Origin of the sequence: Streptomyces sp. SCSIO ZS0520 (genome assembly GCF_025643355.1) — a bacterium.
Classification (GTDB): Bacteria; Actinomycetota; Actinomycetes; order Streptomycetales; family Streptomycetaceae; genus Streptomyces; species Streptomyces physcomitrii.
The window spans coordinates 4,734,131-4,760,679 of the sequence record NZ_CP092644.1 but is presented as its reverse complement, the minus strand read 5'-3'; the positions used below and the strand labels follow the sequence as shown (position 1 = coordinate 4,760,679).

22 protein-coding genes are annotated in these 26,549 nt (G+C 73.9%); 7 read left to right on the top strand and 15 right to left on the bottom strand.

What is annotated here, in order from left to right:
* Positions 1–150: 150 nt before the first annotated feature.
* The 3 genes from MID12_RS18835 to MID12_RS18825 all read left to right on the top strand — a co-directional run bounded on the left by MID12_RS18835 (position 151) and on the right by MID12_RS18825 (position 4,523).
* Complete coding sequence (locus MID12_RS18835) at positions 151–954, top strand: ABC transporter ATP-binding protein (protein WP_052482451.1); 804 nt, start codon at positions 151–153, stop codon at positions 952–954.
* Positions 951–2,576: a transporter gene (locus MID12_RS18830; protein WP_263168996.1), complete on the top strand. Its 1,626-nt coding sequence runs from the start codon at positions 951–953 to the stop codon at positions 2,574–2,576. The genes MID12_RS18835 and MID12_RS18830 overlap by 4 nt, the downstream gene beginning before the upstream one ends.
* A gap of 456 nt (positions 2,577–3,032) precedes the next feature.
* A complete protein-coding gene (locus MID12_RS18825) occupies positions 3,033–4,523 on the top strand; it encodes a PAS domain-containing protein (protein WP_411576977.1) in 1,491 nt (496 codons plus the stop codon).
* Between the two features lie 27 nt (positions 4,524–4,550).
* On the opposite strand, the gene MID12_RS18820 is transcribed toward MID12_RS18825, so the two are convergent.
* The gene (locus MID12_RS18820) at positions 4,551–5,357 is read right to left on the bottom strand and encodes an SIS domain-containing protein (protein ID WP_263168991.1); all 807 of its coding nucleotides are present in this window, start codon (positions 5,355–5,357) and stop codon (positions 4,551–4,553) included.
* Positions 5,358–5,582: 225 nt separating this feature from the next.
* On the opposite strand from MID12_RS18820, the gene MID12_RS18815 reads away from it, so the two are divergent.
* Positions 5,583–6,275 (top strand): metal-dependent transcriptional regulator, encoded by a 693-nt coding sequence (locus MID12_RS18815; protein ID WP_040252313.1) that lies wholly within the window; start codon positions 5,583–5,585, stop codon positions 6,273–6,275.
* Positions 6,276–6,763: 488 nt separating this feature from the next.
* A complete protein-coding gene (locus tag MID12_RS18810; protein ID WP_040252310.1) occupies positions 6,764–7,624 on the top strand; it encodes an alpha/beta fold hydrolase in 861 nt (286 codons plus the stop codon).
* 55 nt (positions 7,625–7,679) lie between these two features.
* Here MID12_RS18810 and pdxH read toward each other — a convergent pair whose 3' ends face one another.
* A complete protein-coding gene (pdxH, locus tag MID12_RS18805; protein WP_411576976.1) occupies positions 7,680–8,489 on the bottom strand; it encodes a pyridoxamine 5'-phosphate oxidase in 810 nt (269 codons plus the stop codon).
* A 293-nt stretch (positions 8,490–8,782) separates the two neighbouring features.
* On the opposite strand from pdxH, the gene MID12_RS18800 reads away from it, so the two are divergent.
* The gene (locus tag MID12_RS18800) at positions 8,783–9,892 is read left to right on the top strand and encodes a citrate synthase 2 (protein WP_040252308.1); all 1,110 of its coding nucleotides are present in this window, start codon (positions 8,783–8,785) and stop codon (positions 9,890–9,892) included.
* Positions 9,893–10,070: 178 nt separating this feature from the next.
* Here the strand turns inward: MID12_RS18800 and MID12_RS18795 are convergent, their stop codons facing one another.
* The 11 genes from MID12_RS18795 to MID12_RS18745 all read right to left on the bottom strand — a co-directional run bounded on the left by MID12_RS18795 (position 10,071) and on the right by MID12_RS18745 (position 23,700).
* Positions 10,071–10,658, bottom strand: coding sequence for a TetR/AcrR family transcriptional regulator (locus tag MID12_RS18795; protein WP_040252306.1), 588 nt, complete (start codon positions 10,656–10,658; stop codon positions 10,071–10,073).
* Positions 10,646–11,377 (bottom strand): enoyl-CoA hydratase family protein, encoded by a 732-nt coding sequence (locus MID12_RS18790; RefSeq protein ID WP_040252303.1) that lies wholly within the window; start codon positions 11,375–11,377, stop codon positions 10,646–10,648. The genes MID12_RS18795 and MID12_RS18790 overlap by 13 nt, the downstream gene beginning before the upstream one ends.
* Positions 11,374–13,026 (bottom strand): 4-coumarate--CoA ligase family protein, encoded by a 1,653-nt coding sequence (locus MID12_RS18785; RefSeq protein ID WP_186095453.1) that lies wholly within the window; start codon positions 13,024–13,026, stop codon positions 11,374–11,376. Before MID12_RS18785 ends, MID12_RS18790 begins: the two co-directional genes overlap by 4 nt.
* A 68-nt stretch (positions 13,027–13,094) precedes the next feature.
* Positions 13,095–14,255 (bottom strand): acyl-CoA dehydrogenase family protein, encoded by a 1,161-nt coding sequence (locus MID12_RS18780; protein ID WP_040252301.1) that lies wholly within the window; start codon positions 14,253–14,255, stop codon positions 13,095–13,097.
* Complete coding sequence (locus MID12_RS18775) at positions 14,252–16,333, bottom strand: biotin carboxylase N-terminal domain-containing protein (RefSeq protein ID WP_263168982.1); 2,082 nt, start codon at positions 16,331–16,333, stop codon at positions 14,252–14,254. Before MID12_RS18775 ends, MID12_RS18780 begins: the two co-directional genes overlap by 4 nt.
* Before the next feature lie 8 nt (positions 16,334–16,341).
* Positions 16,342–17,940, bottom strand: a complete 1,599-nt coding sequence (locus tag MID12_RS18770; RefSeq protein ID WP_040252297.1) for an acyl-CoA carboxylase subunit beta — start codon at positions 17,938–17,940, stop codon at positions 16,342–16,344.
* Between the two features lie 61 nt (positions 17,941–18,001).
* Positions 18,002–19,726: an acyclic terpene utilization AtuA family protein gene (locus MID12_RS18765; protein WP_263168976.1), complete on the bottom strand. Its 1,725-nt coding sequence runs from the start codon at positions 19,724–19,726 to the stop codon at positions 18,002–18,004.
* Positions 19,723–20,535 carry a TIGR03084 family metal-binding protein gene (locus MID12_RS18760; RefSeq protein ID WP_040252293.1) on the bottom strand — a complete coding sequence of 271 codons (813 nt, stop codon included), beginning with the start codon at positions 20,533–20,535 and terminating at the stop codon, positions 19,723–19,725. The genes MID12_RS18765 and MID12_RS18760 overlap by 4 nt, the downstream gene beginning before the upstream one ends.
* 243 nt (positions 20,536–20,778) lie before the next feature.
* Positions 20,779–22,044: an MFS transporter gene (locus MID12_RS18755; RefSeq protein WP_263173257.1), complete on the bottom strand. Its 1,266-nt coding sequence runs from the start codon at positions 22,042–22,044 to the stop codon at positions 20,779–20,781.
* A 20-nt stretch (positions 22,045–22,064) separates the two neighbouring features.
* A complete protein-coding gene (locus MID12_RS18750; protein ID WP_263168971.1) occupies positions 22,065–22,568 on the bottom strand; it encodes a MarR family winged helix-turn-helix transcriptional regulator in 504 nt (167 codons plus the stop codon).
* A 139-nt stretch (positions 22,569–22,707) separates the two neighbouring features.
* Positions 22,708–23,700, bottom strand: a complete 993-nt coding sequence (locus MID12_RS18745; protein WP_263173254.1) for an EamA family transporter — start codon at positions 23,698–23,700, stop codon at positions 22,708–22,710.
* A 273-nt stretch (positions 23,701–23,973) separates the two neighbouring features.
* Here MID12_RS18745 and MID12_RS18740 point away from each other — a divergent pair, with 273 nt between their 5' ends.
* Complete coding sequence (locus MID12_RS18740) at positions 23,974–24,348, top strand: VOC family protein (protein WP_263168967.1); 375 nt, start codon at positions 23,974–23,976, stop codon at positions 24,346–24,348.
* 98 nt (positions 24,349–24,446) lie between these two features.
* Here MID12_RS18740 and MID12_RS18735 read toward each other — a convergent pair whose 3' ends face one another.
* Positions 24,447–25,604, bottom strand: coding sequence for a methyltransferase domain-containing protein (locus tag MID12_RS18735; RefSeq protein WP_263168966.1), 1,158 nt, complete (start codon positions 25,602–25,604; stop codon positions 24,447–24,449).
* A complete protein-coding gene (gene tgmB / locus MID12_RS18730) occupies positions 25,601–26,548 on the bottom strand; it encodes an ATP-grasp ribosomal peptide maturase (RefSeq protein ID WP_263168964.1) in 948 nt (315 codons plus the stop codon). Before tgmB ends, MID12_RS18735 begins: the two co-directional genes overlap by 4 nt.
* Position 26,549: the final 1 nt, after the last annotated feature.

Below are 26,549 nucleotides of genomic sequence, written 5' to 3'. Positions count from 1 at the left end.
CACGGACAAACGGAAGATGCGGGACATTGCGAGCTTTACCCGTGGCGGCAGGACGGGCCGCCCCTCGCGGGCTACCCACCCCGGCGGGCCTTGTGCCCGCGCGCCCCCGGCGGTGCATCAGTGCGCCCCCACCGGTCGTATCGTGACCGGATGACGGAAACGGGACAGGGGAAGGCAGCACAGACGGCCCCGGCGGTGCGGGTGCGCGGGCTGTGGAAGCGGTTCGGCGAGCAGACCGCGGTGGCCGGAATCGATCTGGAGCTGCCCGCGGGCAGATTCATCGGCCTGGTCGGACCGAACGGCGCGGGCAAGACCACCACCCTGTCGATGGTGACCGGTCTGCTCCGCCCCGACGAGGGCAGCGTCGAGGTGGCCGGGCACGACGTCTGGCGCGATCCGGCCGCGGTGAAGGCGCGGATCGGGGTGCTCCCCGAGGGCCTGCGGATGTTCGAGCGGCTCTCCGGGCGCGAACTCCTCGGCTACACCGGCCGGTTGCGCGGCATCCCCGGACCGGAGACCGACCGGCGCGCGGACCGCCTGCTCGATGTACTGGGCCTCGCCGACGCCCAGCACAAGCTCGTCGTCGACTACTCGACCGGCATGCGCAAGAAGACCGGCCTCGCCGCCGCCCTGCTGCACAATCCCGAAGTCCTCTTCCTGGACGAGCCGTTCGAGGGCGTGGACCCGGTCTCCGCCCAGACCATCCGCGCCGTCCTGGAGCGGTACACCGCCTCCGGCGCCACCGTGGTCTTCTCCAGCCATGTGATGGAACTCGTCGAATCGCTCTGCGACTGGGTGGCGGTGCTGGCCGGGGGCACCATCCGCGCGCACGGCACCCTCGACGAGGTGCGCGGCGGCGCCCCGTCCCTCCAGGAGGCCTTCCTCCAACTGGTGGGCGCCGAGGGCCGGTTGGACGACTCGCACCTGGACTGGCTGGGCGGCGGGGCCCGATGAGCGCGGCGGCACCCGAACCCGGTGCGCGGCTGGGCGCGGCGGCGCTCACCCCCGTCTTCGTCCGGCTGCGGCTCTCGCTGCTGCGGGGCGGGCTGCGGCAGTCGGCGGGGCGGCGCGCGGCCTACCTCGCCTCCTCCGCGTTCACCCTGCTCGCCGCCTTCTTCCTCTCCCTCGGCCTGGTCCTGCTGCACGGCAACGCGCACGCCGACGCGGTCACGGTGCCGCTCGCCGCGCTGCTCGCGCTCGGCTGGGCGGTGATGCCGCTGTTCTTCCCGAGCGGCGACGAGACCCTCGACCCGAGCCGCCTGGTGATGCTGCCGCTGCGCCCGGCCCCGCTGGTGCGGTCCCTCCTGGTGGCCTCCCTGGTGGGCGTCGGACCGCTGTTCTCGCTCTGCGTCCTCGCCGCCTCGGCGGTGGCGCTCGCCCGTACGCCGGGGGCCTGGGCCCTCGCCGTCCCCGCGGTGCCGCTGGCCCTGCTCGTCTGCGTCAGCCTGGCCCGCGCGGTCGCCGCCGCGAACGTACGGCTGCTGACCTCCCGGCGCGGCCGGGACCTCGCGGTGCTCAGCGGACTGGTCATCGCGGTCGGCGCGCAGCTGGTCAACTTCGGTGTGCAGCAGCTGGGTTCGGCCGGTCTGGAGCGGCTGGAGCCGGTGGCCGAGGCGGTGCGCTGGGTGCCGCCCGCCGCCGCGCTCGGCGCCGTGGCGTCCGCGGGCGAGGGCTCGTACGGCAGCGCGCTGGCCCAACTCGCCCTCTGCGCCCTCGCGTTGGCGGGCCTCCTGCACCTGTGGCGGCGCAGCCTGGAGCGGCTGATGACCGCGCCGGACGGCTCCACCCTGCAGAGCGCGGCCCCGGACGCCGTACGCGGCCGGGGGCGGGACCCGCTCGCCCGGCTGCTGCCCGCCGGGCGCACCGGGACCGTGATGGAGCGCAGCCTGCGCTATGTGTGGCGGGATCCGAAGACCAAGGCGGCCTGGGTGACCTCGCTCGCCATCGGCCTGATCGTGCCGGTCTTCAACGCCCTCCAGGGCACCGGCTCGGTGTACTTCGCCTGCTTCGCGGCGGGCATGCTCGGCATCCAGATGTACAACCAGTTCGGCCAGGACACCTCGGCCTTCTGGATGGTCGCGATGACGATCTCCTCGCCCCGGGACGCCTATGTGGAACTGCGCGGGCGCGCCCTCGCCCTCCTGGTGATCACCCTGCCGTACGCCACCCTGGTCACCGTCCTGACCACCGCGCTGATCGGCGACTGGGCGGTCCTGCCGGAGGTGGTCGGGCTCTCCTTCGCGCTGCTCGGGGCGATGCTGGCGACCGGCGCCTGGTCCTCGGCCCGCTTCGCGTACTCGATCCCGCAGGAGGGCCACAAGAACGTCGCCGCGGGGCAGGCCGGGCTCGCCTGGATCTCCGTCTTCGGCGGGATGGCGGCCGCGGCCGCGCTCTGCGCTCCGGTACTCGCCCTCGACATCTGGCTGCACCTGGCGGACCGGGCCTCGGCCGCCTGGCTGCTGCTGCCCGCCGGTACGGCCTACGGGATCGGGATCACCCTGCTCGGGCTGCGCCTGGCCGCCCCGCGGACGGCGCGGCGGCTGCCGGAGATCCTGGCGGCGGTGAGCAAGGGCTGAGCGGAGCACGGGGGCCCGGGGCGGGCGCCCGGGAACGCAGACGACCCGCGGGCCTTGGTCCCTCCGGGGAGGGAGCCGGCCGGACGTACCGGCGGCCCGCGGGTCGGGTGACTGCGTGGAATGGAGCCAGCGCTAGGAGCGTGGACCCTCAGCCACCTCACGCGTCCGGTATGCATACATCTGCCGAACCACCTCCCTTCTCGTGTGCCCCACACAGTAGGAACCGTCCCGGCGGTGTTCAAGCCCTTTTCTCCCGGCCGCTCGGCGGGGCCCGGCCCCGGCCCGCCCGACGGACCCGGCCCGGTCCGCACAGCGGCGCCCGCTCCGGCCCCGGCTTCGCCCGGGTGTTTCGCGCACGCAACGATTTCCGTGAACCCGGTGTGCGGTGCGTCACCTTCGAGTTGAATGATCCTCCGTGCAGTTGACCGCGCAGGAGCACACGGCAGGGGGTGCCAGGTGACTGCTTCCCGGCGCAGTGGATCCACCGGCGAACTCGGCGAGCCCGGCCGGGGCACGGGCCGGGACGGCGGCGACGCGGGCGGCGGCCGCGGTGGCGGCCGGGGCGGCGGATCCGGCCCCGGCGACCCCGGCGAGGAGACCGGGCGCCCCGGCTCCGATCTGCTCGCGGCCCTCCTCGACGGCATGGACGCCGCCCTCTGCGCGCTCGACGCCGAGGGCACCGTCACGCACTGGAACCGCGAGGCCGAGCGGATCCTCGGCTGGAGCGCGGAGGAGGCCGTCGGGCGCCGCGGCTTCAGCGGCTGGGCGGTGCGCGAGGCGGACGCGGCGCAGGTGGCGGACCGGCTGCTCGCGGCGATGGACGCCCCGGGCCGCCAGGTCCACGAGTTCGCGCTGCTGACCAAGGACGGCGGCCGCGTCCTGGTGCGCACCCAGTCCGCCGCGGTCCGCGGGGCCGACGGCAGCCCGGCCGGTGTCTACTGCGCCTTCAGCGAGGTGCACGCCCAGATCGACCTGGAGCGCTCCCTCGCGCTCAGCGAGGCGCTCTTCGAGGACGCCTCCTGGGGCGTGGTCCTCGTCGACGCCGATCTGCGGCCCGCCGTGGTCAACGCGCACGCCGCCCGGGCCTTCGGCTCCGGCCGCTCGGCGCTGCTCGGCCGCCCGCTCGGCGAACTGCTCGCCCAGGGCGCCGAGGAGCTGGAGAGCGCGCTGACCCATGTCCTCGCCGCGGGCGCGCCGCCCGCCCCCGCCGAGATGTGGCTGACCCTGCGCACCGCCGAGGGCGAGCGGCGCCGCTGCTGGCGCAACGGCTTCCTGCGCCTGTCCTCCCCGCTCGCGGAGGAACCCGTACCGCTCGGTGTGGGCTGGCTCTTCCAGGACGTGACCGCCTCCCGGCGGACCGAGCAGGAGTCGGCGCGGCTGCGCTTCCGGGGCCGGCAGCTGCACCGGGCGGCGCTCGCCGCGGCCGAGTGCGAGGACCCCGGCGAGGCCGCCGTCACCCAGCTCGACTTCGCGCTGGCCGGTTTCGCCGACCACGCCCTGCTGGACGCGGCCTTCGACGGCGAGCCGGCGCGCCTGGTCCGGTTCGCCTCGGCGCCCGCGGGCGGCCATGTCCCGGGCGCGCTTTCGGGGCAGGCCCGCATCCCGGTGGGCTACGAGGAGGGCCACCCGGCGCTGCTGTGCGTCCAGCGCGCCGGTTCGGTACGGGCGGACGCGGGCGGCAGCGGCCCCGGCGAAGGCGGTGAGGCCGCCGGTCCGGTGGATCCGGAGGCGGCGCGGCGCTGGGCGGCCCGGCGGCAGTGGCCCGAGGACGCGGTGCACGCCCTGTGCGTGGTGCTGCGCAGCCGGGCGCGGACCCTGGGCGCGGTGACCTTCCTGCGCGGCGGCCACCGCCCCGCCTTCGCCCGCGAGGACGCCCCGTACGCCGAGAGCGTCGCCGCCCGCCTCGCCACCGCCCTGGACCTGGCGGGCGTGGGCGGGGCGGACTGAGGCGGGCGGAGCGGGAGGGCGCCGCGGCTACCGGTAGAAGATCCGGTCCCCGTACGTGGCGAAGACCCGCTCGTTCCACTCGATGCCGCCGTCGACGTTGCCGGAGCGCAGCAGCGGCACCTCGGCGCCGCGCCGGGCCAGCTCCCCCGCGGCGGCGGCGAAGACGGCGTGCAGCAGGGCGCTGGTCACCGGGGTGGAGACGGGCGCGAAGGGCGCGTCGATGCCCTCGGCGGTCAACTGGGCGTCGCCCACCGGCACCCCGGTGTCGAGCACCGCGTCGCAGTGGTCGACGAGCCGGGTGCCCGAGGCGTGCCGGGCGGTGGTGGCCGCCACGTAGGCGAGCGAGGTGACGCCGAGGGTCCGCAGGCCCCGGGCGCGGGCCTCCATCGCCATCTCCACCGGCAGGGTGTTGCGCCCGGAGAGCGAGATCACCAGGAGCAGATCGCCCTCGGTGACCGGGGAGGTGTCCAGGACGGCGGTGGCCAGGCCCTCGACGTGCTCCAGGGCCGAGCCGAGGGTCGCCGGGGACTCCACGCCGCGCGCCCCCGGCACCGGGAGCAGATTGACCAGGGCGAGGCCGCCCGCGCGGTAGACCAGGTCCTGGGCGAGCAGCGAGGAGTGCCCGGCGCCGAAGGCGAAGAGCCTGCCGCCCGCGGCCACGGTGTCCGCGATCAGCGCCGCCGCGGTGCCGATGCGCCCGGACTCCGCCTCCTGCTCGCGCTGCCGGGCGAGCAGGTGGAGCGTGGCGTCGAGGTAGGCCTCCGCGAGGCCGCCGCCCGGCGCCGGTGCGGCCCGCTCCCCGCGCGCGTCCCCGTCCGTACCGACTGCGCTCACCCGCGCACCTTCCTTCCCCGCCCCGCCCGGGGCGCCGTACGGCCGCCTGCCGGGCGCCTGTTGTACGGATCACATTCTGCCGCCGCTCACCGTGCGGGGAGTGCGGGCCCGGTGTCAACACGGAGGAGCTGGGGTCGAGAATCTTCGGCATGCGTCAGAATTGACGTGAGGCTGCATCACGGCGGCGAGCACCCGCACCGGCACGGCAAGATTCGAGGGGCACGTATGTCCGCACTGATCGACACCACGGAGATGTATCTCCGCACCATCCTGGAGCTCGAAGAGGAAGGTGTGGTCCCGATGCGTGCCCGCATCGCGGAGCGGCTCGACCAGAGCGGCCCGACGGTCAGCCAGACCGTGGCACGGATGGAGCGCGACGGCCTGGTCGCCGTCGCCAGCGACCGCCACCTGGAGCTGACCGAGGAGGGCCGCAGGCTCGCGACCCGGGTGATGCGCAAGCACCGCCTCGCCGAGTGCCTCCTCGTCGACGTCATCGGCCTGGAGTGGGAGCAGGTGCACGCGGAGGCCTGCCGCTGGGAGCACGTGATGAGCGAGGCGGTGGAGCGGCGTGTCCTGGAGCTGCTGCGCCACCCCACCGAGTCGCCCTACGGCAACCCGATCCCCGGCCTGGAGGAACTCGGCGAGAAGGACGGCGCCGACCCCTTCCTCAACGACTCCCTGGTCTCCCTCTCCGACCTGGAGACCGGCGAGGAGGGCAAGACCGTCGTGGTGCGCCGCATCGGCGAACCCATCCAGAACGACGCCCAGTTGATGTACACGCTGCGCCGGGCCGGGCTCCAGCCGGGCGCCGTGGTCAGCGTGACCCAGTCGCCGGGCGGGGTGCTGGTCGGCAGCGGCGGCGAGGCCGCGGAGCTGGACCCGGAGATCGCCTCGCACGTCTTCGTCGCCAAGCGCTGAGCCCGCCCCGGAGGCGCTGGGACGCGGCCCCGGGCGGCGGACCGATCAGGTCGCGCCGTTTTCGGAATTCACAGCTCCGGGCCGCAGCGCTGAGCGGGATTTCCTGCAAGGCTGTGACCGGCATATGACTCACGGGAGTCCCGAGGATGTCGGAGGAGCCCTGAGGATGAGCGTCGGCGAACGGACTCAGGACCCCGGCACCTCGCGGCGCCGGGGCCCCGCCTCCCCTGTCCCGACCCGGAGCCCCGAGCTCCCAGGGTCGTACCCGTCGGACCGGTTTCCCCGAGCGGCCCGCCTCCCGCTCCGAATCTCCCCAGCGCCGCGAACGGCAATCCCGCCGCGCCGTCACTCGTACGAGGGGTCCTTGCCGCACAGCACATGTTTTCGAATAGGGGTTCGATAGCGTGATCGGCGGCCGCCCCGCGGAGCAGCGAACGGCGCGGCCGGGAGCAACCACCGTCTAGGGGATCGAGGGGGGTGCCAGGTCAGTGGAGCGGCACATCGAGCTGAGCGGCGCGGACGGAGTGCGCCTGGCCGCCCGTGAGTTCACGGGCGTACCGGGCTCCGACGGGGCCCCGGCGGACAGCGGCGTCTTACTGCTGCACGGCCTGATGGGCTGCGCAGGGCACTGGACGGGCACCGCCGGGTGGCTGGCCGCCCGCCACCGCACCGTCGCCCTCGACCAGCGCGGCCACGGCCGCAGCGAGAAGCCCGGCGCCGGCCCCTGGACCAGGGAGGCCTATGTCGAGGACCTGGCCGCCGTCCTGGAACAGCTGGAGCTGGGCCCCGCCGTGCTCGTCGGCCACTCCATGGGCGCCCTGAACGCCTGGCAGCTGGCCGCCCAGCGCCCCGACCTGGTGCGCGCGCTGATCATCTGCGATATGCGGGCCTCCGCGCTCGGCCTCGCCAGCCAGCGCGTCTGGGAGGACTGGTACGACGCCTGGCCGCTGCCCTTCGGCTCGCTCGCGGAGGTCCGAAGATGGTTCGGCGAGACGGACCCCTGGCTGGAGCGGCCGAATCCGAGCCGCGCCGAGTTCTACGCGGCGGTGATGGCCGAGACCGAGGACGGCTGGCGCCCGGTCTTCGACCCCGCGCACATGCTCAAGTCCCGGGAGCACTGGGTCTACGACGCGCACTGGGAGGAGCTGGCCGCGGTGGACTGCCCCACCCTGGTGGTCCGCGGCCTCGACGGCGAACTCGGCCGCGCGGAGGCCCAGGAGATGGTCCGCGTCCTGCCCCGCGGCCGGTACGCGGAGGTGCCCGAGGCGGGCCACCTCGTCCACCTCGACCGCCCCGGCGAGTGGCGCGCCGTGGTGGAACCCTTCCTGGAGGGCGTGCTCACCTCCTGAGCCTCCCCGCCCGCGCTCCCCGATCCCCCTCAACGGCCGCCAGAGGCCCGGCAGTTCACGGACTGAGCCGCTCCACCCGCCAGCCCGCGGCCCCGCCCTCGCGACCGCCCTCCCCTGCGCGCCCGGCCTCGCCGCCCTCCCGTACGTACCGCAGCCGGTCGTGCAGCCGGTTGCGGCGGCCCTGCCAGAACTCGACGGCGGCCGGGGTGACCCGGAAGCCGCCCCAGTGCGGCGGTACGGGGACCTCGGTGCCCACCGGGTAGCGGGCGTTCAACTCCGCCCAGCGGCGGTCGAGTTCACCGCGCGAGGCGATGACCTCGGACTGCGCGCTGGCCCAGGCGCCGAGCTGCGAGCCGTGCGGGCGGGAGCGGAAGTAGGCGGCGGTCTCCTCGGCGGAGGTGCGGGCCGCGGTGCCGGTCACCAGGACCTGACGGGCCATCGGATGCCAGGGGAAGAGCAGCGAGAGGTGCGGGTTGGCGGCCAGCTCGCGGGCCTTGCGGGAGCCGTAGTTGGTGAAGAAGACGAAGCCGCGGGCGTCGTACTGCTTCATCAGTACGGTGCGGGCGCTCGGGCGGCCCTCGGCGTCGGCGGTGGAGACGATCATGGCGTTGGGCTCGTAGAGGCCGCCGAGCATGGCCGATTCGGCGGCCTCCCGGAACCAGTGGCCGAACTGCGTCATCGGATCGGCGGCCAGCGTGCGCGCGTCCAGGCCCTCGGTGCGGTACTGCTCGCGCATCCCGGCGGGGTCGAGGGCGGTTTCCGGAGCGGCGGGGCGCGGCCGGTCGGCGGCGGCATCGGCGGCATCGGCGGCGAGGGCGTCGGCGGCCTCGGCGGTGGGGTCGGTCACCCGGCCATCCTGCCGCATCCGGCACCCGTCTCCCGGCGGCTCCCGGCGCCCGGCCCGGGCGGATCCCCGTACCGCCCCGGCCGGATCTGCGTACCGCCCCGGCCGGATCCCGTGCCTGCCCCGGCCGGATCCCGTACCCGCCCCGACCGGGATCCCGTGTCCGCACCATCGACGCGCGGACCCTCTCGATGGCACAGTGGCACTCAGTGCCGCACACTCACCCTAGGAGTGGCACGCCGGGCCGTCGCCCCCGAGCCGCGGGGCGCACCGCGCAGAGCCGCCGACCACCGTCGCACCCAAGGAGCCGCCCGATGTCCGACTTCGTACCCGGACTTGAAGGAGTCGTCGCGTTCGAGACGGAGATCGCCGAACCCGACAAGGAAGGCGGCGCCCTGCGGTACCGGGGCGTCGACATCGAGGACCTGGTCGGCAACGTCTCCTTCGGCAATGTCTGGGGGCTGCTCGTCGACGGGGCCTTCAACCCGGGCCTGCCGGCCGCCGAGCCCTTCCCGATCCCGGTGCACTCCGGGGACATCCGGGTGGACGTGCAGTCCGCCCTCGCCATGCTCGCCCCGGTGTGGGGGCTGCGCCCGCTGCTGGACATCGATGCCGAGCAGGCCCGCGAGGACCTCGCCCGCGCCGCCGTGATGGCGCTCTCCTACGTCGCCCAGTCGGCGCGCGGCCAGGGCCTGCCGATGGTGCCGCAGCGCGAGATCGACCGGGCGCAGTCGGTGGTCGAGCGGTTCATGATCCGCTGGCGCGGGGAGCCGGACCCCAAGCATGTCGCCGCCGTGGACGCCTACTGGACCTCGGCCGCCGAGCACGGCATGAACGCCTCCACCTTCACCGCCCGGGTCATCGCCTCCACCGGCGCCGATGTGGCCGCCGCCCTGTCCGGCGCGGTGGGCGCGATGTCCGGCCCGCTGCACGGCGGCGCCCCCTCCCGGGTGCTGCACATGATCGAGGAGATCGAGCGCACCGGGGACGCCGAGGCCTATGTGAAGGGCGCCCTCGACAAGGGCGAGCGCCTGATGGGCTTCGGGCACCGCGTCTACCGCGCCGAGGACCCGCGCGCCCGGGTGCTGCGCCGCACCGCCCGCGAGCTGGGCGCCCCGCGCTTCGAGGTCGCCGAGGCCCTGGAGAAGGCGGCCCTCGCGGAGCTGCACGCCCGCCGCCCGGACCGGGTGCTCGCCACCAATGTGGAGTTCTGGGCGGCCATCGTCCTTGACTTCGCCGAGGTCCCGGCGCACATGTTCACCTCGATGTTCACCTGCGCCCGTACCGCGGGCTGGTCGGCGCACATCCTGGAGCAGAAGCGCACCGGCCGCCTGGTGCGCCCCTCGGCCCGCTACGTGGGCCCGGGCACCCGCCCGCCGCAGTCCATCGAGGGCTTCGACGGCATCGGCGGCCGACGGAGCTGAGCCCCGGCGGCGGCGCGGGCGTCACGGCCCGGCGCCGCCCCGGCCCGCCCGGCACCGGGAGGACGACCCGGCGCCGGGCGCCTCGGCTCCGGTCCCGGGCCCGGCCCCAGGACCGGTCTCGGGCCCGGTCCCGGCCTCAGGACCGGTCCCGACCCCGGCCTCAGGCCCGGTCCCAGCCTCAGCCGAGGGCGCCGTCGAGGATGCGCGCCCACTCCGCGACCACCCGGGCGCGGCGGCCCGCGTCGTCGGTGAGCAGATTGGCGAGGCCGAGGCCGCGGGCCATGTCGAGGAAGCCCTGCACGGTCTCCCGGGCGCCGGGGCGGGACTCGTCCACGGCGAGCATCTCCACGGCGATCCGATGGGTCTCGCGGCCCACCCGTGCCTCCAACTCGGCGACCCTGGTGCCGAGTTGCTCCTCGTTGGCGGCGGCCACCCACAGTTGCAGAGCGGCCCGGAAGAGCGGGCCTGTGAAGAGGTCCACCAGGGCGGTGACGACCTCCCGGCGGTCCGCGCCGCCCTCCGGGAAGAGCTGGCGCAGCGCGGTGGACCGCTCCTCGGCGACGTACTCGACGGCGGCGGTGAACAGGTCCTCGCGGGTGGGGAAGTGGTGCTGGGCGGCGCCGCGGGAGACCCCGGCGCGTTCGGCGACGACCGAGACCGTCGAGCCCGACCAGCCGCGTTCGGCCAGGCAGGACACGGCGGCTTCGAGCAGCCGCTGCCGGGTGACCCGGCTGCGGTCCTGCTTCGGTGACGTCACCACACCCATGCGGCATCCCGTCGTTCGAGGAAGGCGGTCGTCCCCTCGCGCGCCTCGTCGGTCGTGAACAGCCGCGCCGACAGCGCGATCAGCTCTCCGGCCTGCTCGTCGAAGGTGTCAAGCACCTTAACCGTCAGAAGTCTCTTCGTTTCGGCCAGGGCCCCGGGGGCGGCCCTGCGCAGCCCGTCGAGGAGGGGGGCGAGCACCGCGTCCACCTCCGGACCGGCCGCGGTGACCAGGCCCGCCGCGGCGGCCTCGGCGGCGCCGAACTTCTCCCCGGTGAGGTACCAGCGGGCCGCCGCGCGCGGGTCCAGGCGCGGCAGCAGCGGCATCGAGATCACCGCCGGGGCCACCCCGATCCGCACCTCGGTGAAGGCGAAGGTGGAGCCCTCCCCCGCCGCCGCCAGGTCGCAGGCGCCGAGCAGGCCCAGGCCGCCGGCCCGGACATGCCCGGCCACCCGGGCCACCACCGGCTTCGGCAGCGCGACGATCCCCCGCAGCAGGGCGACGAAGGCCTCCGGGTCCGGGGGCTCGCGCAGATCGGCCCCCGCGCAGAAGGTGTTGCCGCTGTGGGTGAGGACCACGGCGCGTACGCCGGGGTCGGCACCCGCCTCCGCGAGCGCCTCGGCGAGGTCCTCGACGAGCGTCGCGGAGAGCGCGTTGCGGCGCTCGGGGGCGTCCAGGCTCAGGGTGAGGAATCCGCCCTGCCTGCTGCGGCCGATGGTCATGGGGTGCGCTGCCTGCCTTCCACGGTTGCGGTGGACTCCGGCCCCTGGGCGGCCTGTTCGTGCCGGGTGCGCAGCTCCCGCCGCAGGATCTTCCCGCTGGCGGCGCGCGGCACCTGCTCGACGAACTCCACCCGCCGGATCTTCTTGTACGGGGCGACGCGGGCGGCCGCCCACTCCATGACCTGCTCCGCGCCGAGGTCCGCGCCGCCGGGTGCGCGGACCACGTACGCCTTGGGGATCTCGTTGCCGTCCGCGTCGCCCACGCCGATGACGGCGGCGTCCGCGATGCCCTCGTGGGTGAGGAGCAGGGCCTCCAGTTCGGCGGGGGCCACCTGGAAGCCCTTGTACTTGATGAGCTCCTTGACCCGGTCGACGACGAAGAGCCAGCCGTCCTCGTCGACGTAGCCGATGTCCCCGGTGTGCAGCCAGCCGTCCGCGTCGATCATCGCGGCGGTCGCCTCGGCCCGCCCGAGGTAGCCCTTCATGACCTGCGGGCCGCGGAAGACGATCTCGCCGTGCTCCCCGGGCCCGAGGTCGCCGCCCGAGGCGCCGCCCTCCTCGCCGTCCAGGGCGGCGATCCGCAGCTCGGTGCCGGGCACCAGCTTGCCGACGGTCCCCGGCGGTACGTGTGCCGCGCCGCGCGGCACCACATGGGTGGCGGGCGAGAGTTCGGTCATCCCGTAGCCCTGGCCGATCGGGCCGAGGCCGAGGCGGGCCCCGCAGGCGCGGGCGAGTTCGGCGTCCAGCGGGGCGGCGGAGCTGAGGATGTGCCGCACCGAGGAGAGGTCGTAGTCGTCCACCGCGGGGTGCTTGGCCAGGGCGAGGGCGATCGGCGGGGCCACGAAGAGGCTGCTGATGCGGTGCTCCTGGACGGCCGCGAGGAAGGTCTCCAGGGTGAAGCGGGGCAGCACGACGACGGTGGCGCCCTGCTGCAGCGGATGGTTGAGCAGCGCGGTGAGCCCGTAGATGTGGAAGAACGGCAGCACCGCGAGCAGGCGTTCGCCCTCGGTCATCGGCAGCAGGGCCTGCAACTGGGCGAGGTTGGTGCCGATGGAGCGGTGGGTGAGCATGACGCCCTTGGGGACGCCGGTGGTGCCCGAGGAGTACGGCAGGGCGGCGATGTCGGTGGCCGGGTCGATGGCGACCTCCGGCTCGGGCGCCTCGCACTCGGGCACGGCCAGCATCCCGAAGAGCGAGCGGTGGCCCTCCGCCTGGTCGCAGACGAAGATCTCCCGGATGCCGCCGTGCAGTTCGGCCGCCTCGCGCGCGGTGCCGAGCAGCGCGGAGACGGTGACGATCCAGCGCGCCCCGCTGTCCCGCAGCTGCTTGGCGAACTCCTCGGGCGTGGACAGCGGGTGCACGGTGGTGACCGAGGCGCCGGCCCGGGTGGCGCCGTAGAAGGCGACCGGGAAGGCGAGGGTGTTGGGGCTGTGCAGGGCGAGCACATCGCCCTTGACCAGGCCCGCGGCGGCGAACCCCGCGGCGACCCGGCGGTGGGAGGCGTCGAGCTGGGCGTAGCTGAGCACGGTGCCGCTCACGCCATCGATCAGCGCGGGCCGCTCACCGCGGGCGGCGGCTCCGCGGAGCACCACCTCGTGGATGGGCTCCTCCACGGGCTCGACCGCCGGGTACTCGCTGTGGAACACCATGCTCACTCCCACCTGTCGGGACCGGCCGCGGCGTTCGCCGGGCGGTTCTCGGTTCAGTAGACCCGTCCTCAGTACGACTTGGGGAGACCCAGGGTCTGGTGGGAGACGAAGTTGAGGATCATCTCGCGGCTGACGGGGGCGATCCTGGCCACCCGCGCCCCGGTGATGAGCGAGGCCAGGCCGAACTCGCGGGTGAGGCCGTTGCCGCCGAGGGTGTGCACGGCCTGGTCGACGGCCTTCACACAGGCCTCGGCGGCGGCGTACTTGGCCATGTTGGCGGCCTCGCCCGCGCCGAGGTCGTCGCCCGCGTCGTTGAGCCGGGCCGCCTTCTGCATCATCAGCTGGGCGAGGTCCAGCTCGATCCGGGCGACCGCGAGCGGGTGCGCGATGGCCTGGTGGGCGCCGATCGGCTGCTTCCAGACGGTGCGCTCCTTGGCGTACTCGACGGCCTTGCCCAGGGCGTAGCGGCCCATGCCGAGGGCGAAGGCGGCGGTCATGATGCGCTCCGGGTTCAGCCCCGCGAAGAGCTGGAGCAGGCCCGCGTCCTCGTCGCCGACGAGCGACTCGGCGGGCAGCCGCACGTCGTCCAGGACCAGCTCGAACTGCCGTTCCGCGGCGTGCAGTTCCATGTCGATGGGGTTGCGGGAGAAGCCGGGGGCGTCGCGCGGGACGATGAACAGGCAGGGCTTGAGCTTGCCGGTGCGGGCGTCCTCGGTGCGGCCGACGATGAGGGTGGCGTCCGCGATGTCGACGCCGGAGACGAAGACCTTGCGGCCGGTGAGCAGCCAGTCGTCGCCGTCGCGGCGGGCGGTGGTGGTGATGCGGTGCGAGTTGGAGCCCGCGTCGGGTTCGGTGATGCCGAAGGCCATGATCCGGCTGCCGTCGGCGAGTCCGGGCAGCCACTCGCGCTTCTGCGCCTCGGTGCCGAAGCGGGAGATGACCGTGCCGGTGATGGCGGGCGAGACGATCATCATCAGCAGGGGTGCGCCCGCGGCGCCCAACTCCTCCAGGACCAGGGAGGATTCGTAGATCCCGGCGCCCCCGCCGCCGTACTCCTCGGGCAGGCTGACGCCGACGTAGCCGAGCTTCGCGGCCTCCTCGTGCAGCTCGCGCGGGTACTCGCCCGCGGTGGCCTTGGCCATCATGTAGTCGCGGCCGAAGCGCTTGCCGAAGGAGGCGACGGCCTCGCGCAGGGCCTGCTGCTCCTCGGTCTCCAGGACGGTGGTCACGGGGTCTCCTCCACGGTGGCTGCGGTGTCGGCGGGCGGTGCGGCCGCGTCCGGGGCCTGCGCCTCGGTGACGACGGCGAGTACGGCGCCGACCTCGACCTGGTGGCCGACGGCGGCGTGCAGTGCGGTGAGCGTGCCGGAGGCGGGAGCGGTGATGCGGTGCTCCATCTTCATCGCCTCCAGCCAGACCAGCGGGGTCCCGGCCTCGACGCGGGCGCCCACGGCGAGCCCCTCGGCGAGCCGGATCACGGTGCCGGGCATCGGGGCGAGCAGGGAACCCGGGGCCTGCTGCCCGCCGCTGTCCGGGAAGCGCGGCAGCGCGGTCAGTGCCCAGGCACCGGTGGCGGTGTCGGCGTACACCTGCTCCCCGTACCGGGCGAGGCCGAACTCCCTTCGTACGCCGTCCACTTCGAGTACGACGGTGTCCGGGGCGGTGGCGAGGACCCGCACCCCGGGCAGCTCCTCCGGTTCGACAAGGCCGCGCAACACCCGGTAGCGGACCTCCAGTTCACCCTCCCGCCCCCGGTAGCGGCGGGACTGCGGCACCGAGGGGAGATTGCGCCAGGCGCCGAAGGTGCGGGTGCCGGGCTGGGCGCCGCCCGGGCGGGTGCCGCCGGCCGGGGCCGCGGTGGGCGCGGTGCGGGCGGCGGAGTCCGCGAGGGCGGCGGCGAGGGCGGCGATCTGCTCGTCCCGGTGGTCGAACTGCCCGTCGGCGCCGCTGAGTTCGGCGCCGTGGCGCTCGTAGAAGCCGGTGTCGAGGCCGGTGAGGTCGCCGCCGGTGCCGGTGAAGTCGGGGTGCCGGAGGGAGCGGACCAGGAGCTCGCGGTTGGTGACCGGGCCGTGCAGGACGGCGCGTTCCAGGGCACCGGCGAGCGTGCGCACCGCCTCGGCCCGGGTGGGCGCCCAGGCGATGACCTTGGCGAGCATGGCGTCGTAGTGCACCCCGACCGCGTCGCCGCTGCGGTAGCCCGCGTCCAGGCGCACCCCGCTCTCGGCGGCCGGGGCCCCGGGGCGGTGCGCGGCGTCCGCGGCGGGCACCTCGAAGCGGTGCAGGGTGCCGGTCTGGGGCAGCCAGCCCTGGGCCGGGTCCTCGGCGTAGAGGCGGGCCTCGACGGCGTGGCCGCGCGGGGCGGGCGGCTCGGGGTCCAGGGCCCCGCCCTCCGCGATCCGCAGCTGGAGCGCGACCAGGTCGAGCCCGAACACCGCCTCGGTGACGGGGTGTTCGACCTGGAGGCGGGTGTTCATCTCCAGGAAGTACGCGGACTCGCCCTGGACCAGGAACTCCACGGTCCCGGCGCCGGTGTAGCCGATCGCCCGGGCCGCCGCGGCGGCCGACTCGTGCAGGGTGGTGCGCAGCTTCTCGTCGAGGCCGGGCGCGGGCGCCTCCTCGACGACCTTCTGGTGGCGGCGCTGGAGGGAGCAGTCGCGGGTGCCGAGCGCCCAGACGGTGCCGTGGCCGTCGGCGAGGATCTGCACCTCGACATGGCGGCCGCGCTCCACATAGGGCTCGACGAAGACCTCGCCGTCCCCGAAGGCGCTCGCCGCCTCGGCCTGGGCAGCGGCCAACTCCTCGGGCAGCGCGGCCAGTTCACGCACCACGCGCATGCCGCGGCCGCCGCCGCCGGAGGCCGCCTTGACCAGGACCGGCAGCTGCTCCTCGGTGATCCCGCCCGGGTCCAGGGGCGCGAGCAGCGGGACCCCGGCGGCGGCCATGAGCTCCTTGGCGCGGGTCTTGGAGGCCATCGAGGCGATCGCCTCCGGCGGCGGTCCGACCCAGATGAGGCCCGCGTCGAGGACGGCGCGCGCGAAGTCGGCGTTCTCGGAGAGGAATCCGTAGCCGGGGTGGACCGCGTCCGCGCCCGCGGCCTGCGCCGCCTTCACCAGGAGGTCGCCGCGGAGGTAGGTCTCGGCGGGGGTGGCGCCCGGCAGCCGTACCGCGCTCTCGGCCTCGCGGGTGTGCGGGGCGCCGGAGTCCGGGTCGGAGTGCACGGCGACGGTGGCGATGCCGAGGGCGCGGCAGGTGCCGAAGATCCGGCAGGCGATCTCGCCGCGGTTGGCGACGAGGAGGGAAGAGATCATCAACTGCCTCACATCCGGAAGACGCCGAAGCCGCCACGCGCGCCCTCGACGGGAGCGGTGTGGATCGCGGAGAGGGACATACCGAGGACGGTGCGGGTGTCGCGCGGGTCGATGACGCCGTCGTCGTAGAGCCGCCCGGAGAGGAACATCGGCAGCGACTCGGACTCGATCTGCTGCTCCACCATGGCGCGCAGCGCCGCGTCCTGCTCCTCGTCGAACGGCTGCCCCTTGGCGGCGGCCGACTCCCGCATCACGATCGACATCACCCCGGCGAGCTGCTGGGGCCCCATCACCGCCGACTTGGCGCTCGGCCAGGCGAAGAGGAAGCGGGGCTCGTAGGCGCGCCCGCACATGCCGTAGTGCCCGGCGCCGTAGGAGGCGCCCATCAGGACCGAGAGGTGCGGCACCTTGGAGTTGGAGACCGCGTTGATCATCATCGCGCCGTGCTTGATGATGCCGCCCTGCTCGTACTGGCTGCCGACCATGTAGCCGGTGGTGTTGTGCAGGAAGACCAGCGGGATGTCGCGCTGGTTGGCCAACTGGATGAACTGGGCCGCCTTCTGGGACTCCGCGCTGAAGAGCACGCCCTGGGCGTTGGCGAGCACCCCGATCGGATAGCCGTGCAGCCGCGCCCAGCCGGTGACCAGGCTCGGCCCGTACAGCGGCTTGAACTCGTCGAAGTCGGAGCCGTCGACCAGGCGGGCGACGACCTCGCGCGGGTCGAAGGGGGTCTTCAGATCGCCCGGGACGATGCCGAGCAGCTCCTCCGGGTCGTACGCGGGCGGCTCGGCCGGGGCCGGATCCGCGTACGCCTTGCGGTGGTTGAGGCGGGCCACCACCCGGCGGGCCTGACGCAGGGCGTCCGGCTCGTCGAGGGCGAAGTAGTCGGCGAGGCCGGAGGTGCGGGCGTGCATCTCGGCGCCGCCGAGGGACTCGTCGTCGCTCTCCTCGCCGGTGGCCATCTTCACCAGCGGGGGCCCGCCGAGGAAGACCTTGGAGCGCTCCTTGACCATGATGACGTGGTCCGACATGCCGGGGACGTAGGCGCCGCCCGCCGTGGAGTTGCCGAAGACGACCGCGATGGTGGGGATCCCGGCGGCGGAGAGCCGGGTGAGGTCGCGGAAGATGGCGCCGCCCGGGATGAAGATCTCCTTCTGCGAGGGCAGATCGGCGCCGCCGGACTCGACCAGGCTGATGCAGGGCAGCCGGTTGGCGAAGGCGATCTCGTTCGCCCGCAGCGCCTTCTTCAGGCTCCAGGGGTTGCTGGCGCCGCCGCGCACCGTCGGGTCGTTCGCGGTGATCAGGCACTCCACGCCCTCCACCGTGCCGATGCCGGTGACCAGCGAGGCGCCGACCGCGAAGTCGCTGCCCCAGGCGGCCAGCGGGGAGAGTTCGAGGAAGGGGGTGTCCGGGTCGAGGAGCAGCTCGATGCGCTCCCGGGCGAGCAGCTTGCCGCGCCCCCGGTGCCGGTCGAGGTACTTCTGGCCGCCGCCGAGCAGGGCCTTGTCCTGCTCGGCGGTCAGTTCGCCGAGCTTGCCGAGCATGTTCTCGCGGTTCGCGGCGTACTCGGGGGCGCTCGCGTCGAGCGCGGTGGGCAGCACGGTCACGGGGCGCTCCCTTCCTGTCGGGCGGGCTGTCGGGCGGTCCTGGTCCGGCACCGGGCGGGGGTCATGACGGCAGCAGCCGGACGGGGATGTCGAGGTGGCGGGCGCGCAGCCACTCGCCGAGCCCCTTGGCCTGCGGATCGAAGCGCGCCTGCGAGGCCACCCCCTCGCCGAGCAGGCCCTCGACGGTGAAGTTCAGCGCCCGCAGATTGGGCAGCACATGCCGGGTCACCGGCAACTCGGCGCATTCGGGCAGCAGTTCACGCAGCTTCGGCACGGTGAGGGTGGCCGCGAGCCAGGCCCAGGCCGCCTCCTCGCGCACCCACACCCCGATGTTGGCGCTGCCGCCCTTGTCGCCGCTGCGCGCCCCCGCGAGCAGGCCGAGCGGGGCGCGGCGGGTCTCCCGCAGCCCGGCGGGCAACGGCGGCAGCGCGGGCTCGGCCACCTCCTCCAGCGCCAACGTCCTTGCCGGTACGCCGACTTGGTGCCGGGAGCCGTCCGGAAGCACCGCGAGGTGCGCCACCGTCTCCTGACCGGTGTACGCGGCCTCGAAGACCCCGTAGGGCGTGCCCTTGGCGGGCGGGGCGGTGAGGTGGAAGCCCGGGTAGCTGGCGAGGGCGAGTTCGACGGCGGCGGCGCTCAGCGGGCGCCCCACCACGCTCTGGTCCGGGTCGCGCACCACGAGCCGGAGCAGCGCGCTCGCCGTCTCCTGGGTCGGCGCGTCCGGCCGGTCGGTGCGCACCAGCTCCCAACGCACCTCGGCGGGCGGCGACTTGACGAAGGCCTCGGCCATCTGGGCCTTGACGAACTCCGCCTTGGCCTCGATGTCGAGACCGGTGAGGACGAAGACGACCTCGTTGCGGTGGCCGCCGAGCCGGTTCAGGCCCACCTTGAGCGTGGGCGGCGGCGCCTCACCGCGCACCCCCTCGACGCGCACCCGGTCGGCGCCCTCCTCGGTCAGCCGCACCGTGTCCAGGCGGGCGGTGACATCGGGACCCGCGTACCGCGCCCCGGCGGTCTCGTAGAGGAGCTGGGCGGTGACGGTGCCGACGTCGACGCGGCCGCCGGTCCCCTGATGCTTGGTGATCACCGAGGTGCCGTCCTCGTGGATCTCCGCGAGCGGGAAGCCCGGGCGCCGCAGCAGGCCGAACCCGCCCTCCCTGGCGGTCAGTTCACCGAAGAAGGCGTAGTTGCCGCCGGTGGCCTGGGTGCCGCACTCCAGGATGTGCCCGGCGACCACGGCACCGGCGAGCCGGTCGTGGTCCTCGGGGCCCCAGCCGAAGTGCGCGGCGGCGGCGCCGCTCACCAGCGCGGCGTCGGTGACCCGCCCGGTGACCACCACATCGGCACCGGCCCGCAGGCAGGCGGCGATGCCCTCGCCGCCGAGGTAGGCGTTGGCGGTGAGCACCCCCTCGCCCCAGCCGCCCCGGCCGAGCAGATCGTCGCCCTCGACATGCGCCACCCGTACGTCCAGGCCCAGGCGTTCGGCGAGTTCGCGGATCTCCTCGGCCAGCGCGGCGGGCGCGAGGCCGCCTGCGTTGCTGACCAGTTTCACCCCGCGCTCGCGCGCGATCCCGAGGCACTCCTCCAACTGCCGCAGATAGGTCTTGGCATAGCCGAGCGCGCTGTCCCGCAGCCGGTCCCGGCCGAGGATCAGCATGGTCAGCTCGGCGAGGTAGTCCCCGGTCAGCACGTCCAGCGGACCGCCGGTGAGCATCTCGCGCATCGCCTCGAAGCGGTCCCCGTAGAAGCCGGAGGCATTGCCGATACGCAGCACCTCCCGGCTCATCCCCGCTCACCCCCGCCCGCGCGCTCCCCCTGCGGCGGACGCCCGCCGCCCGGCGGCCCCGCGAAGGCCTGGACGATGCCGAGCCACCGGTCGGCCTCCGGCCCCTCGGCGGTGAGCCGCACATCCTCGCGGTGCACCCGCTGGGTGGCGAGCAGGCAGAACTCATGGGCGCTCCCGCGCACCCGCTGCGCCGCGTCCTCGGGACCATAGGTCCACAACTCCCCCGAAGGCGCGGTGAGTTCGATACGGAAGGGCTCGGCGGGCACCGGCAGCTCGTGGACCTGGAAGGCGAAGTCACGGGTGCGCACGGCGATGTGCACCACGTTCTTCAGCCGGTCGGTCGGCGCGCGCCGCACCCCGAGGGCGTCCGCCACGTCCTGGCCGTGCGCCCAGGTCTCCATCAGCCGCCCGGTGGCCACCGAGGCGGCCGACATCGGCGGCCCGAACCAGGGGAACTTCACCTTGGGCTCGGCGGCAAGCAGCGCCTTGTGCAGCGCCGCGCGCCCGGTGCGCCAGTCGGCGAGCAGCTCGGCGGGCGGCAGCGCGGCACCGCGCGCGGCGGTGTCGTCCACGAAGGTGTCCGGAGCCGCGAGGGCCTTCTCCACCTCGGCGCCGAAGCCCTGGGGGTCGGTCAGGGCGAGCAGCGCGACCCGGTCGGTCCAGGCGAGATGGGCGATCTGGTGGCCGACGGTCCACCCCTCGGCGGGCGTGGCGAGGGCCCACTGCTCGGGGGTCAACTCCCCCACCAGCGCGTCGAGTTCCTCACCCTCGGCACGCAGGTCCTCGAAGACCGGCAACGGCTCGGACACAGAGCACTCCCCTCGACACGGCGCGTAGGGCGAGCATGGCATCGGAGCAAGAAACAAGCAAGCGTGCTTGTATTGTTTTTACGGGCCGCCGGAACAGGGGCGAGCGTCCGGGGCGGCGGACGCCGGACGGCCAGGACCCGCCGCCCCGGACCGGGCCGAGGGATGAGGAATGAGGGATGACCCTCAGGGACCGGACTCAGGGGCAGGACCCAGGGACCGGAAGGCAGGACTCAAGGACCGGGCTCAGGGACCGACCGAGGCGGTACGGGCGGTACGGGCGGCGGAGGGCGCCGCGGAACGGCGCAGGTCCCCCGTGGTGGCGCCCACCAGGGCCACGGCGGCGAGGCAGAGCAGGCCGCCGCCGACCAGGGCCGCCGCTCCCGAGGTGGCGTCCGCGACCAGGCCGCCGCGCATATTGCCGAGGTCGGGCCCGGCCTGCCCGACGATCTGCTCCGCCGCACCGACGCGGCCGAGCAGCTCCGGGGGCGTGTGCGCCTGCACGACGGTGCTCCGGCAGACGACGGAGACGGTGTCCGCGGCACCGGCCAGGACGAGCAGGGCCAGGCCCGCCCACCGCTGGGGCGCCATGCCGAACAGCGTCAGCGCCGCGCCCCAGGCCGCGGAACCGCCGAGCATCAGCAGGCCGGGGCGGGGGAAGCGGGTGAAGGTCCCCGAGAGGAGCGAGGCCGCGAGGCCGCCGAGAGCGATGGCGGTGAGGAACAGGCCGAGGGTGCGCGGGTCGCCGCCGAAGCGTTCGGCGTTGATCAGGGGAAACAGGCTGAGGGGCATCGACAGCACGGTGGTGGCCAGATCGGTGAGCAGGGCCCCGCGGACGACGGGGGTGCGGCCGAGGAAGGCGAGGCCGTCGAGCACCCCGCGCAGACCGGGCCGCGCGGGCTCGTCCCCGGGGCTCATCCGCGGCAGGCCGAAGGCACCGCAGAACGCGGCGAGGAACGTCAGGGCGTCGATCAGATAGCAGGCGCCGACTCCGAGCCCGCCCGCGGTCAAGCCGCCGAGCGCGGGACCGAGCAGCAGGGCGCCCTGGAAGGCGATGCGCCTCAGCGCCAGCCCCGCGGCCAGCTGCTCCCCCGGCAGCAGCTGCGGCAGGAAGGCGCGCGAGGCCGGACCGCCGCCCGCGACGAAGCAGGACTGGAGGGCGACGAGCCCGAGCACCCCGGCGGCGGGAAGGTGCCCGAGGAAGCCCTGCGCGGCGAGGAGGAGCGCGCACCCGGCCTGCCCGCCGGTCATGAGCAGATAGAACTTCCGGCGGTCCACCCGGTCCACGAGCGATCCGGCGAACAGTCCGAGCGCGAGGAGCGGAACCGCCTGGGCCAGCCCGACGGCCCCCGTCCACAGGGTGCTCCCCGTCATCTGCCAGATCTGGAACATGACGGCGACGAGCGTCATCTGCCCGCCGAACCCGGACAGCGTCTGCCCGATCCACAACCGCCGGAACGGAGGCGAGGACCGCAACGGCGCCACATCGATCAGCGCCCGCCTCACCCTGATACGGGTCACTCCCCTACGGGTCACTCCCATGCGGGGTCGTCCGCCAGCCTCTCGGCGATCCGGTCGTGGAAGCTCTTGCGCTCCAGCGCCCGCTCGATGTCCGTGACGACCCGGGAGAGCGGGTAGGGAAGCTCGGCCTCCAGATCGGCGACCGCCGCCTCGGTGGCCCGCCACTCCGCCGCCAGACGGTCCACGACACGGCGGGCCTTGCCGGTGAGCGCCACCTTCCGGGTACGCGCGTCCTCACCCACGACGGTCTCGACCCAGCCGGCCGCCCGCATCGCGGCGACCTTCTGGCTGAGCGCCGAATGCGTGCGCTGAACCGACTCGGCCAGCTCCGCGATGGTCATCGGCCCCTGGGCGTGCAGCCGGAGCAGTTCCATGACGAAGCTGGGCTTGAGCCCCTCGATCTGCCGCTCGGCGTAGATCCGGACGATGTCGGCGTCCATGGCCGCCTGCAGCAGACGCAGGGGCCGCCAGAGGCTCTGCTGCGTCGGGTCGTCGGGCGCGGGGGTGTCGGTCATGCCCTCCACCGTAACAGCACTTATATAAGCACTGTTACATCTCCTGGCACGCCACTCAAGTCACGCGCCCCCGCCCCGAGTTCGGGGTCACTCCACTCCTACGCGGCCCCGCTCACCCGCGCCTAGGTGGCCCCCGCTCCTACGTGGCCTTCGCCCGTCCGCGCCGCCACCGACGCCCTTCCCCGTCTTCCCCGTCTTCTCCGGCTTCCCCGCCGCCTTCCCCGTCCCGGCGTCCGCCGCCCGACGCCGTCTTCGTATGGCTGCGTACCGCGCCCATGCTCGCCGCGATGACGAGGCCGATGGCGAGCGTCTCGGAGAGGCTGAGCGCCTGGCCGAGGACGAGGAGTCCCGCGAGGGCGGCGATCGCCGGTTCGAGGCTCATCAGGATCGCGAAGGAGGCGGCCGGGAGGGTACGCAGGGCGAGCAGTTCGAGGGTGTAGGGGAGTACGGAGGAGAGCACCGCCACGGCCGCCGCGAGCCCCAGCGTCGCCGGCACCGCGAGCCGGGAGCCCGCGTCCGCGAGCCCGACCGGGAGCATGAGCAGCGCGGCGACCACCATGGCCAGCGCGAGCCCGTCGGCCTGCGGGAAGCGGCGGCCGGTACGGGCGCTGAAGACGATGTACGCCGCCCACATGGCACCGGCGCCCAGCGCGAAGGCGGCCCCGGCCGGGTCGAGGCGGTCGAAGCCTCCGCCGCCGAGGAGGAAGACCCCGGCGAGGGCGAGCAGCGCCCACAGCAGATTGAGCAGCCGCCGCGAGCTGAGGACGGAGAGGGTGAGCGGGCCGAGCACCTCCAGGGTGACCGCCGGGCCGATCGGCATCCGCGCGAGGGACTGGTAGAAGAGCGCGTTCATCGCGGCCATCACCGCGCCGAAGACGAGCACGGTGCCCCAGTCCGCCCGGGAGTGCCCGCGCAGCGCCGGACGGCAGACCACCATCAGCACCAGCGCCGCGAAGCCCAGCCGCAGCGAGACCACACCGAGCGCCCCCGCCCGCGGCATCAGCGTCACCGCGAGCGCCCCACCGAACTGCACCGAGATCCCCCCGGCCAGCACCAGCCCGACCGGCGCGAGCGCCACCCGACCCGCCGCCTGCCCCGGGGACACCGCCGCGGCCGACTCCGGCTGCCCCACGGTCGCCTCCGCGAGCACCGGGGCCTCGGCCGGGCTGGCGGGGGACGGCTGCCGGTCGGCGGAGGCGTTCACGGGCGGAAACCTTTCCAGGCAATGACAGGGGTGGCGGTGGCGGTGATGGCGTACAGGAGCAAGGGGAAAGGTTACACATGACCAGTCCATCATGCTGAACTTAATAGTTCATGACAGTGGACGATCTTGGGGGCCCGGAGTGACGGGGCGGACCCCGAAATCCGCTGGACACCCCTCCCCCGCCCTCAGATAGTGCGCCCCATGACCTCTCTCATACGCCATGTCACCGTCGACTGCTCCGACGCCTACCGCCTGGCCCAGTTCTGGGTCGCCGCCCTCGGCGGCACCCTCGCGGAGGACGACTTCCCGGGGGATCCGGAGGCCTCGGTCACCGCGCCGGGGGCCTCGCTGCTCTTCGTCACCTCGCCGGACGCCAAGACCGTGAAGAACCGCGTCCACTTCGACCTCCAGCCCCAGGACCGCACCCGCGACGAGGAGGTCGCCCACCTGCTCGGCCTCGGCGCCACCCTGGTCGCCGACCACCGCAGACCCGACGGCACCGGCTGGGCCACCCTCGCCGACCCGGAGGGCAACGAGTTCTGCGTGGAACGGAGCGCGGCGGAGCGGGCGGGGTGAGGGAGCGGGGGTGACGGGGTGGGTAGGCCGACTCGGGCGGGGCTGCCGTACGTCGGACGGTCGTCCCGTCCGCCGGGCCGAGCCTCATCACGGCGCGGTCAGATCGTGAAGCGCCATGCCTCGTCCGGGGACAGCAGGTGACTGCCTTCCGGCGACAGTTCCGCGCGCATCGTGTGGAGAGAGAACCTGTTTTTCTCCTCCCACTTGCGGCGGACGCGTTCCAGGTCATCCCAGAGGCGGCGAGGGCCACCTTGATGCACCATCGGGGACGCTCCGTCCTCGGCGCGCGCCCATGAGCCGTCCGGGCCGAGCAGCCACACCACGCGCCGTCCGTCGTCCGGGTAGGCAGCCGCGCGGGTCTCGACACCGGGCGTGTCCAGCTCGTACAGCCACCGAAGCGGCCATTCCTGCCACAAGTCGGGAATGGCCCCCACGGGGGGACGTACGTCCTCGCCCTCCCGTACACGAGCCCGCACGAACACGTCGTTCAGCTTCGCCGGGTAGTCCGCTTCCTGCCGGGTCTCCATGAACGTGGCCGGGTCCGGCTGGACCGTGCCCCGCGCGATGCCGTCCGTTCCCATGTCCGCCGTGATCAGGAGCGCGGTGTGGGCAATCGTCGTGACCAGGCGTCCGCCGGGACGCAGCGCGCGGAGCCATGACGCGGGGACGGGCCGAACGGAAACGGTCGCCATGATGCGGTCGTACTCCGTATCGGGCAGATCGCCCGTGGCGTCGACGGCCTCCATCCGCGGAGTGCGCCCGAACTCGGCGAGACGGATCCGCGCCGCCTCGACCAGGTACGGGTCCACGTCCACGCTCGTCACACTGTCGTCCCCGAAGCGACGCGCGAACAGACCAGCGGAGTACCCGGAGCCCGTACCCACGTCCAGCACCTTGTGGCCGGGCTTCACATCGAGCCGGTGCGCCATCGACACGATGAGCCCCGGCAGCGTGCTGGACGACGTGGGGTCGCCCTTGCCGTGTTCGCCGGGGGTGGCGTGGTCGGCGTGCGTGGGGCCGACGCGGGTGACAAGCGTCTCGTCCGAGTACGCCGCGTGCAGCCGTTCCGGGGTGTCCTCGGGGAGGTCCACCAACGCCCATTCCTGCGCCGGGCTGTCCGGGATGCGCTGCCACCAGCGCGGGACGAGCCGGTGCCGGGGGGTGTTGCTCACGGCGTCATGCCATGCGGGAGCGTCGGCGGTCACCGTGTCGGCAAGCGCTTCGGCGGCTTCGGCCCATGCGGACGCTTCGGTCATGCTGTGTCTCCTTGCAGAGCATCGGCCATAGCTTCCACCAGCGGCACACCGGCCCGGACAGCGAGCCAGTGCCATTGACCGTTGGGGTTCACCTCGAAGAACACCCACCGTCCGTCCGGCATGACGGCAAAGTCCAGCGCGCCGAAGAACAAGCCGAGCTGGTCCATGAGTTGACGTACCCCCCTTTCCACCTCCGGGGGCATGTCCACCACTTCGTACCGGTGGGACTGGTAGTCCGTCCGCCAGTCGAGCCGCGCGGCTTCGCTGTCGGTGTGGATGGCGACGGGAAACATGCGCTCCCCGATCACGGTCAAGCGCACTTCGTACGCCTTGTCCACGCGCTCTTGGAACAGGTGGGCGGTGCCGCTCACTCCGTCGTCCACCTGGTCCGCGGAGACGAGCGCCACGGGAAGGAAGTGCCGCTTCCCCTCGGGACCGAGCACGCCCCCGCCGAGTCCTTTGTAGACCACCGCGTCGTCCCCCATGAACGTACGGGCGTGCGCGGGGTCCGACGTGATCACGGAGCGGGGCACGTTCAGCCCGCAGCGGGCGGCAATGGCGAGTTGAACGGGCTTGTAATTCGCGGCGGCGTCCTTGCTCGGGTGGTTGACCCACCGCACGGGCAGGGAGCCGAGCACGCCGAGCAGCCCGGAGCGTGCTTCCGAGACCGCGAGGGCGCGAGCACATCCAGGCCAGTCGTCCGGAGTGCGGAACTCGTTGGGGCGCCGCCACCACACCGACTTGACGGATTCCAGACGGACCGTACGGGAGCCGGCGAGACATCCCGTCCAGCCGTCCCCGGTGAGAGAGACGGCCAGACGGGAAGCGGTCGGGAAGTCGGCAGTATCGAACCTGACGACCTGCTCACCGCGATTCACCAGCTCCTCGACCACTGCATCGGCCGTGAGATCGTCCCGGCCGGTCAGAATGAGGATGGAGTGCATG

What these genes read in the sequence shown, in the direction of transcription:
- MID12_RS18750 (WP_263168971.1), bottom strand. Translation starts at nt 22,568, where the DNA reads ATGACCGACACCCCCGCGCCCGACGACCCGACGCAGCAGAGCCTCTGG.
- MID12_RS18775 (WP_263168982.1), bottom strand. Translation starts at nt 16,333, where the DNA reads ATGATCTCTTCCCTCCTCGTCGCCAACCGCGGCGAGATCGCCTGCCGG.
- MID12_RS18785 (WP_186095453.1), bottom strand. Translation starts at nt 13,026, where the DNA reads ATGGTGTTCCACAGCGAGTACCCGGCGGTCGAGCCCGTGGAGGAGCCC.
- MID12_RS18740 (WP_263168967.1), top strand. Translation starts at nt 23,974, where the DNA reads ATGACCTCTCTCATACGCCATGTCACCGTCGACTGCTCCGACGCCTAC.
- MID12_RS18765 (WP_263168976.1), bottom strand. Translation starts at nt 19,726, where the DNA reads ATGAGCCGGGAGGTGCTGCGTATCGGCAATGCCTCCGGCTTCTACGGG.
- MID12_RS18795 (WP_040252306.1), bottom strand. Translation starts at nt 10,658, where the DNA reads ATGGGTGTGGTGACGTCACCGAAGCAGGACCGCAGCCGGGTCACCCGG.
- tgmB (WP_263168964.1), bottom strand. Translation starts at nt 26,548, where the DNA reads ATGCACTCCATCCTCATTCTGACCGGCCGGGACGATCTCACGGCCGAT.
- MID12_RS18790 (WP_040252303.1), bottom strand. Translation starts at nt 11,377, where the DNA reads ATGACCATCGGCCGCAGCAGGCAGGGCGGATTCCTCACCCTGAGCCTG.
- MID12_RS18735 (WP_263168966.1), bottom strand. Translation starts at nt 25,604, where the DNA reads ATGACCGAAGCGTCCGCATGGGCCGAAGCCGCCGAAGCGCTTGCCGAC.
- MID12_RS18835 (WP_052482451.1), top strand. Translation starts at nt 151, where the DNA reads ATGACGGAAACGGGACAGGGGAAGGCAGCACAGACGGCCCCGGCGGTG.
- MID12_RS18830 (WP_263168996.1), top strand. Translation starts at nt 951, where the DNA reads ATGAGCGCGGCGGCACCCGAACCCGGTGCGCGGCTGGGCGCGGCGGCG.
- MID12_RS18815 (WP_040252313.1), top strand. Translation starts at nt 5,583, where the DNA reads ATGTCCGCACTGATCGACACCACGGAGATGTATCTCCGCACCATCCTG.
- pdxH (WP_411576976.1), bottom strand. Translation starts at nt 8,489, where the DNA reads ATGCGGCAGGATGGCCGGGTGACCGACCCCACCGCCGAGGCCGCCGAC.
- MID12_RS18800 (WP_040252308.1), top strand. Translation starts at nt 8,783, where the DNA reads ATGTCCGACTTCGTACCCGGACTTGAAGGAGTCGTCGCGTTCGAGACG.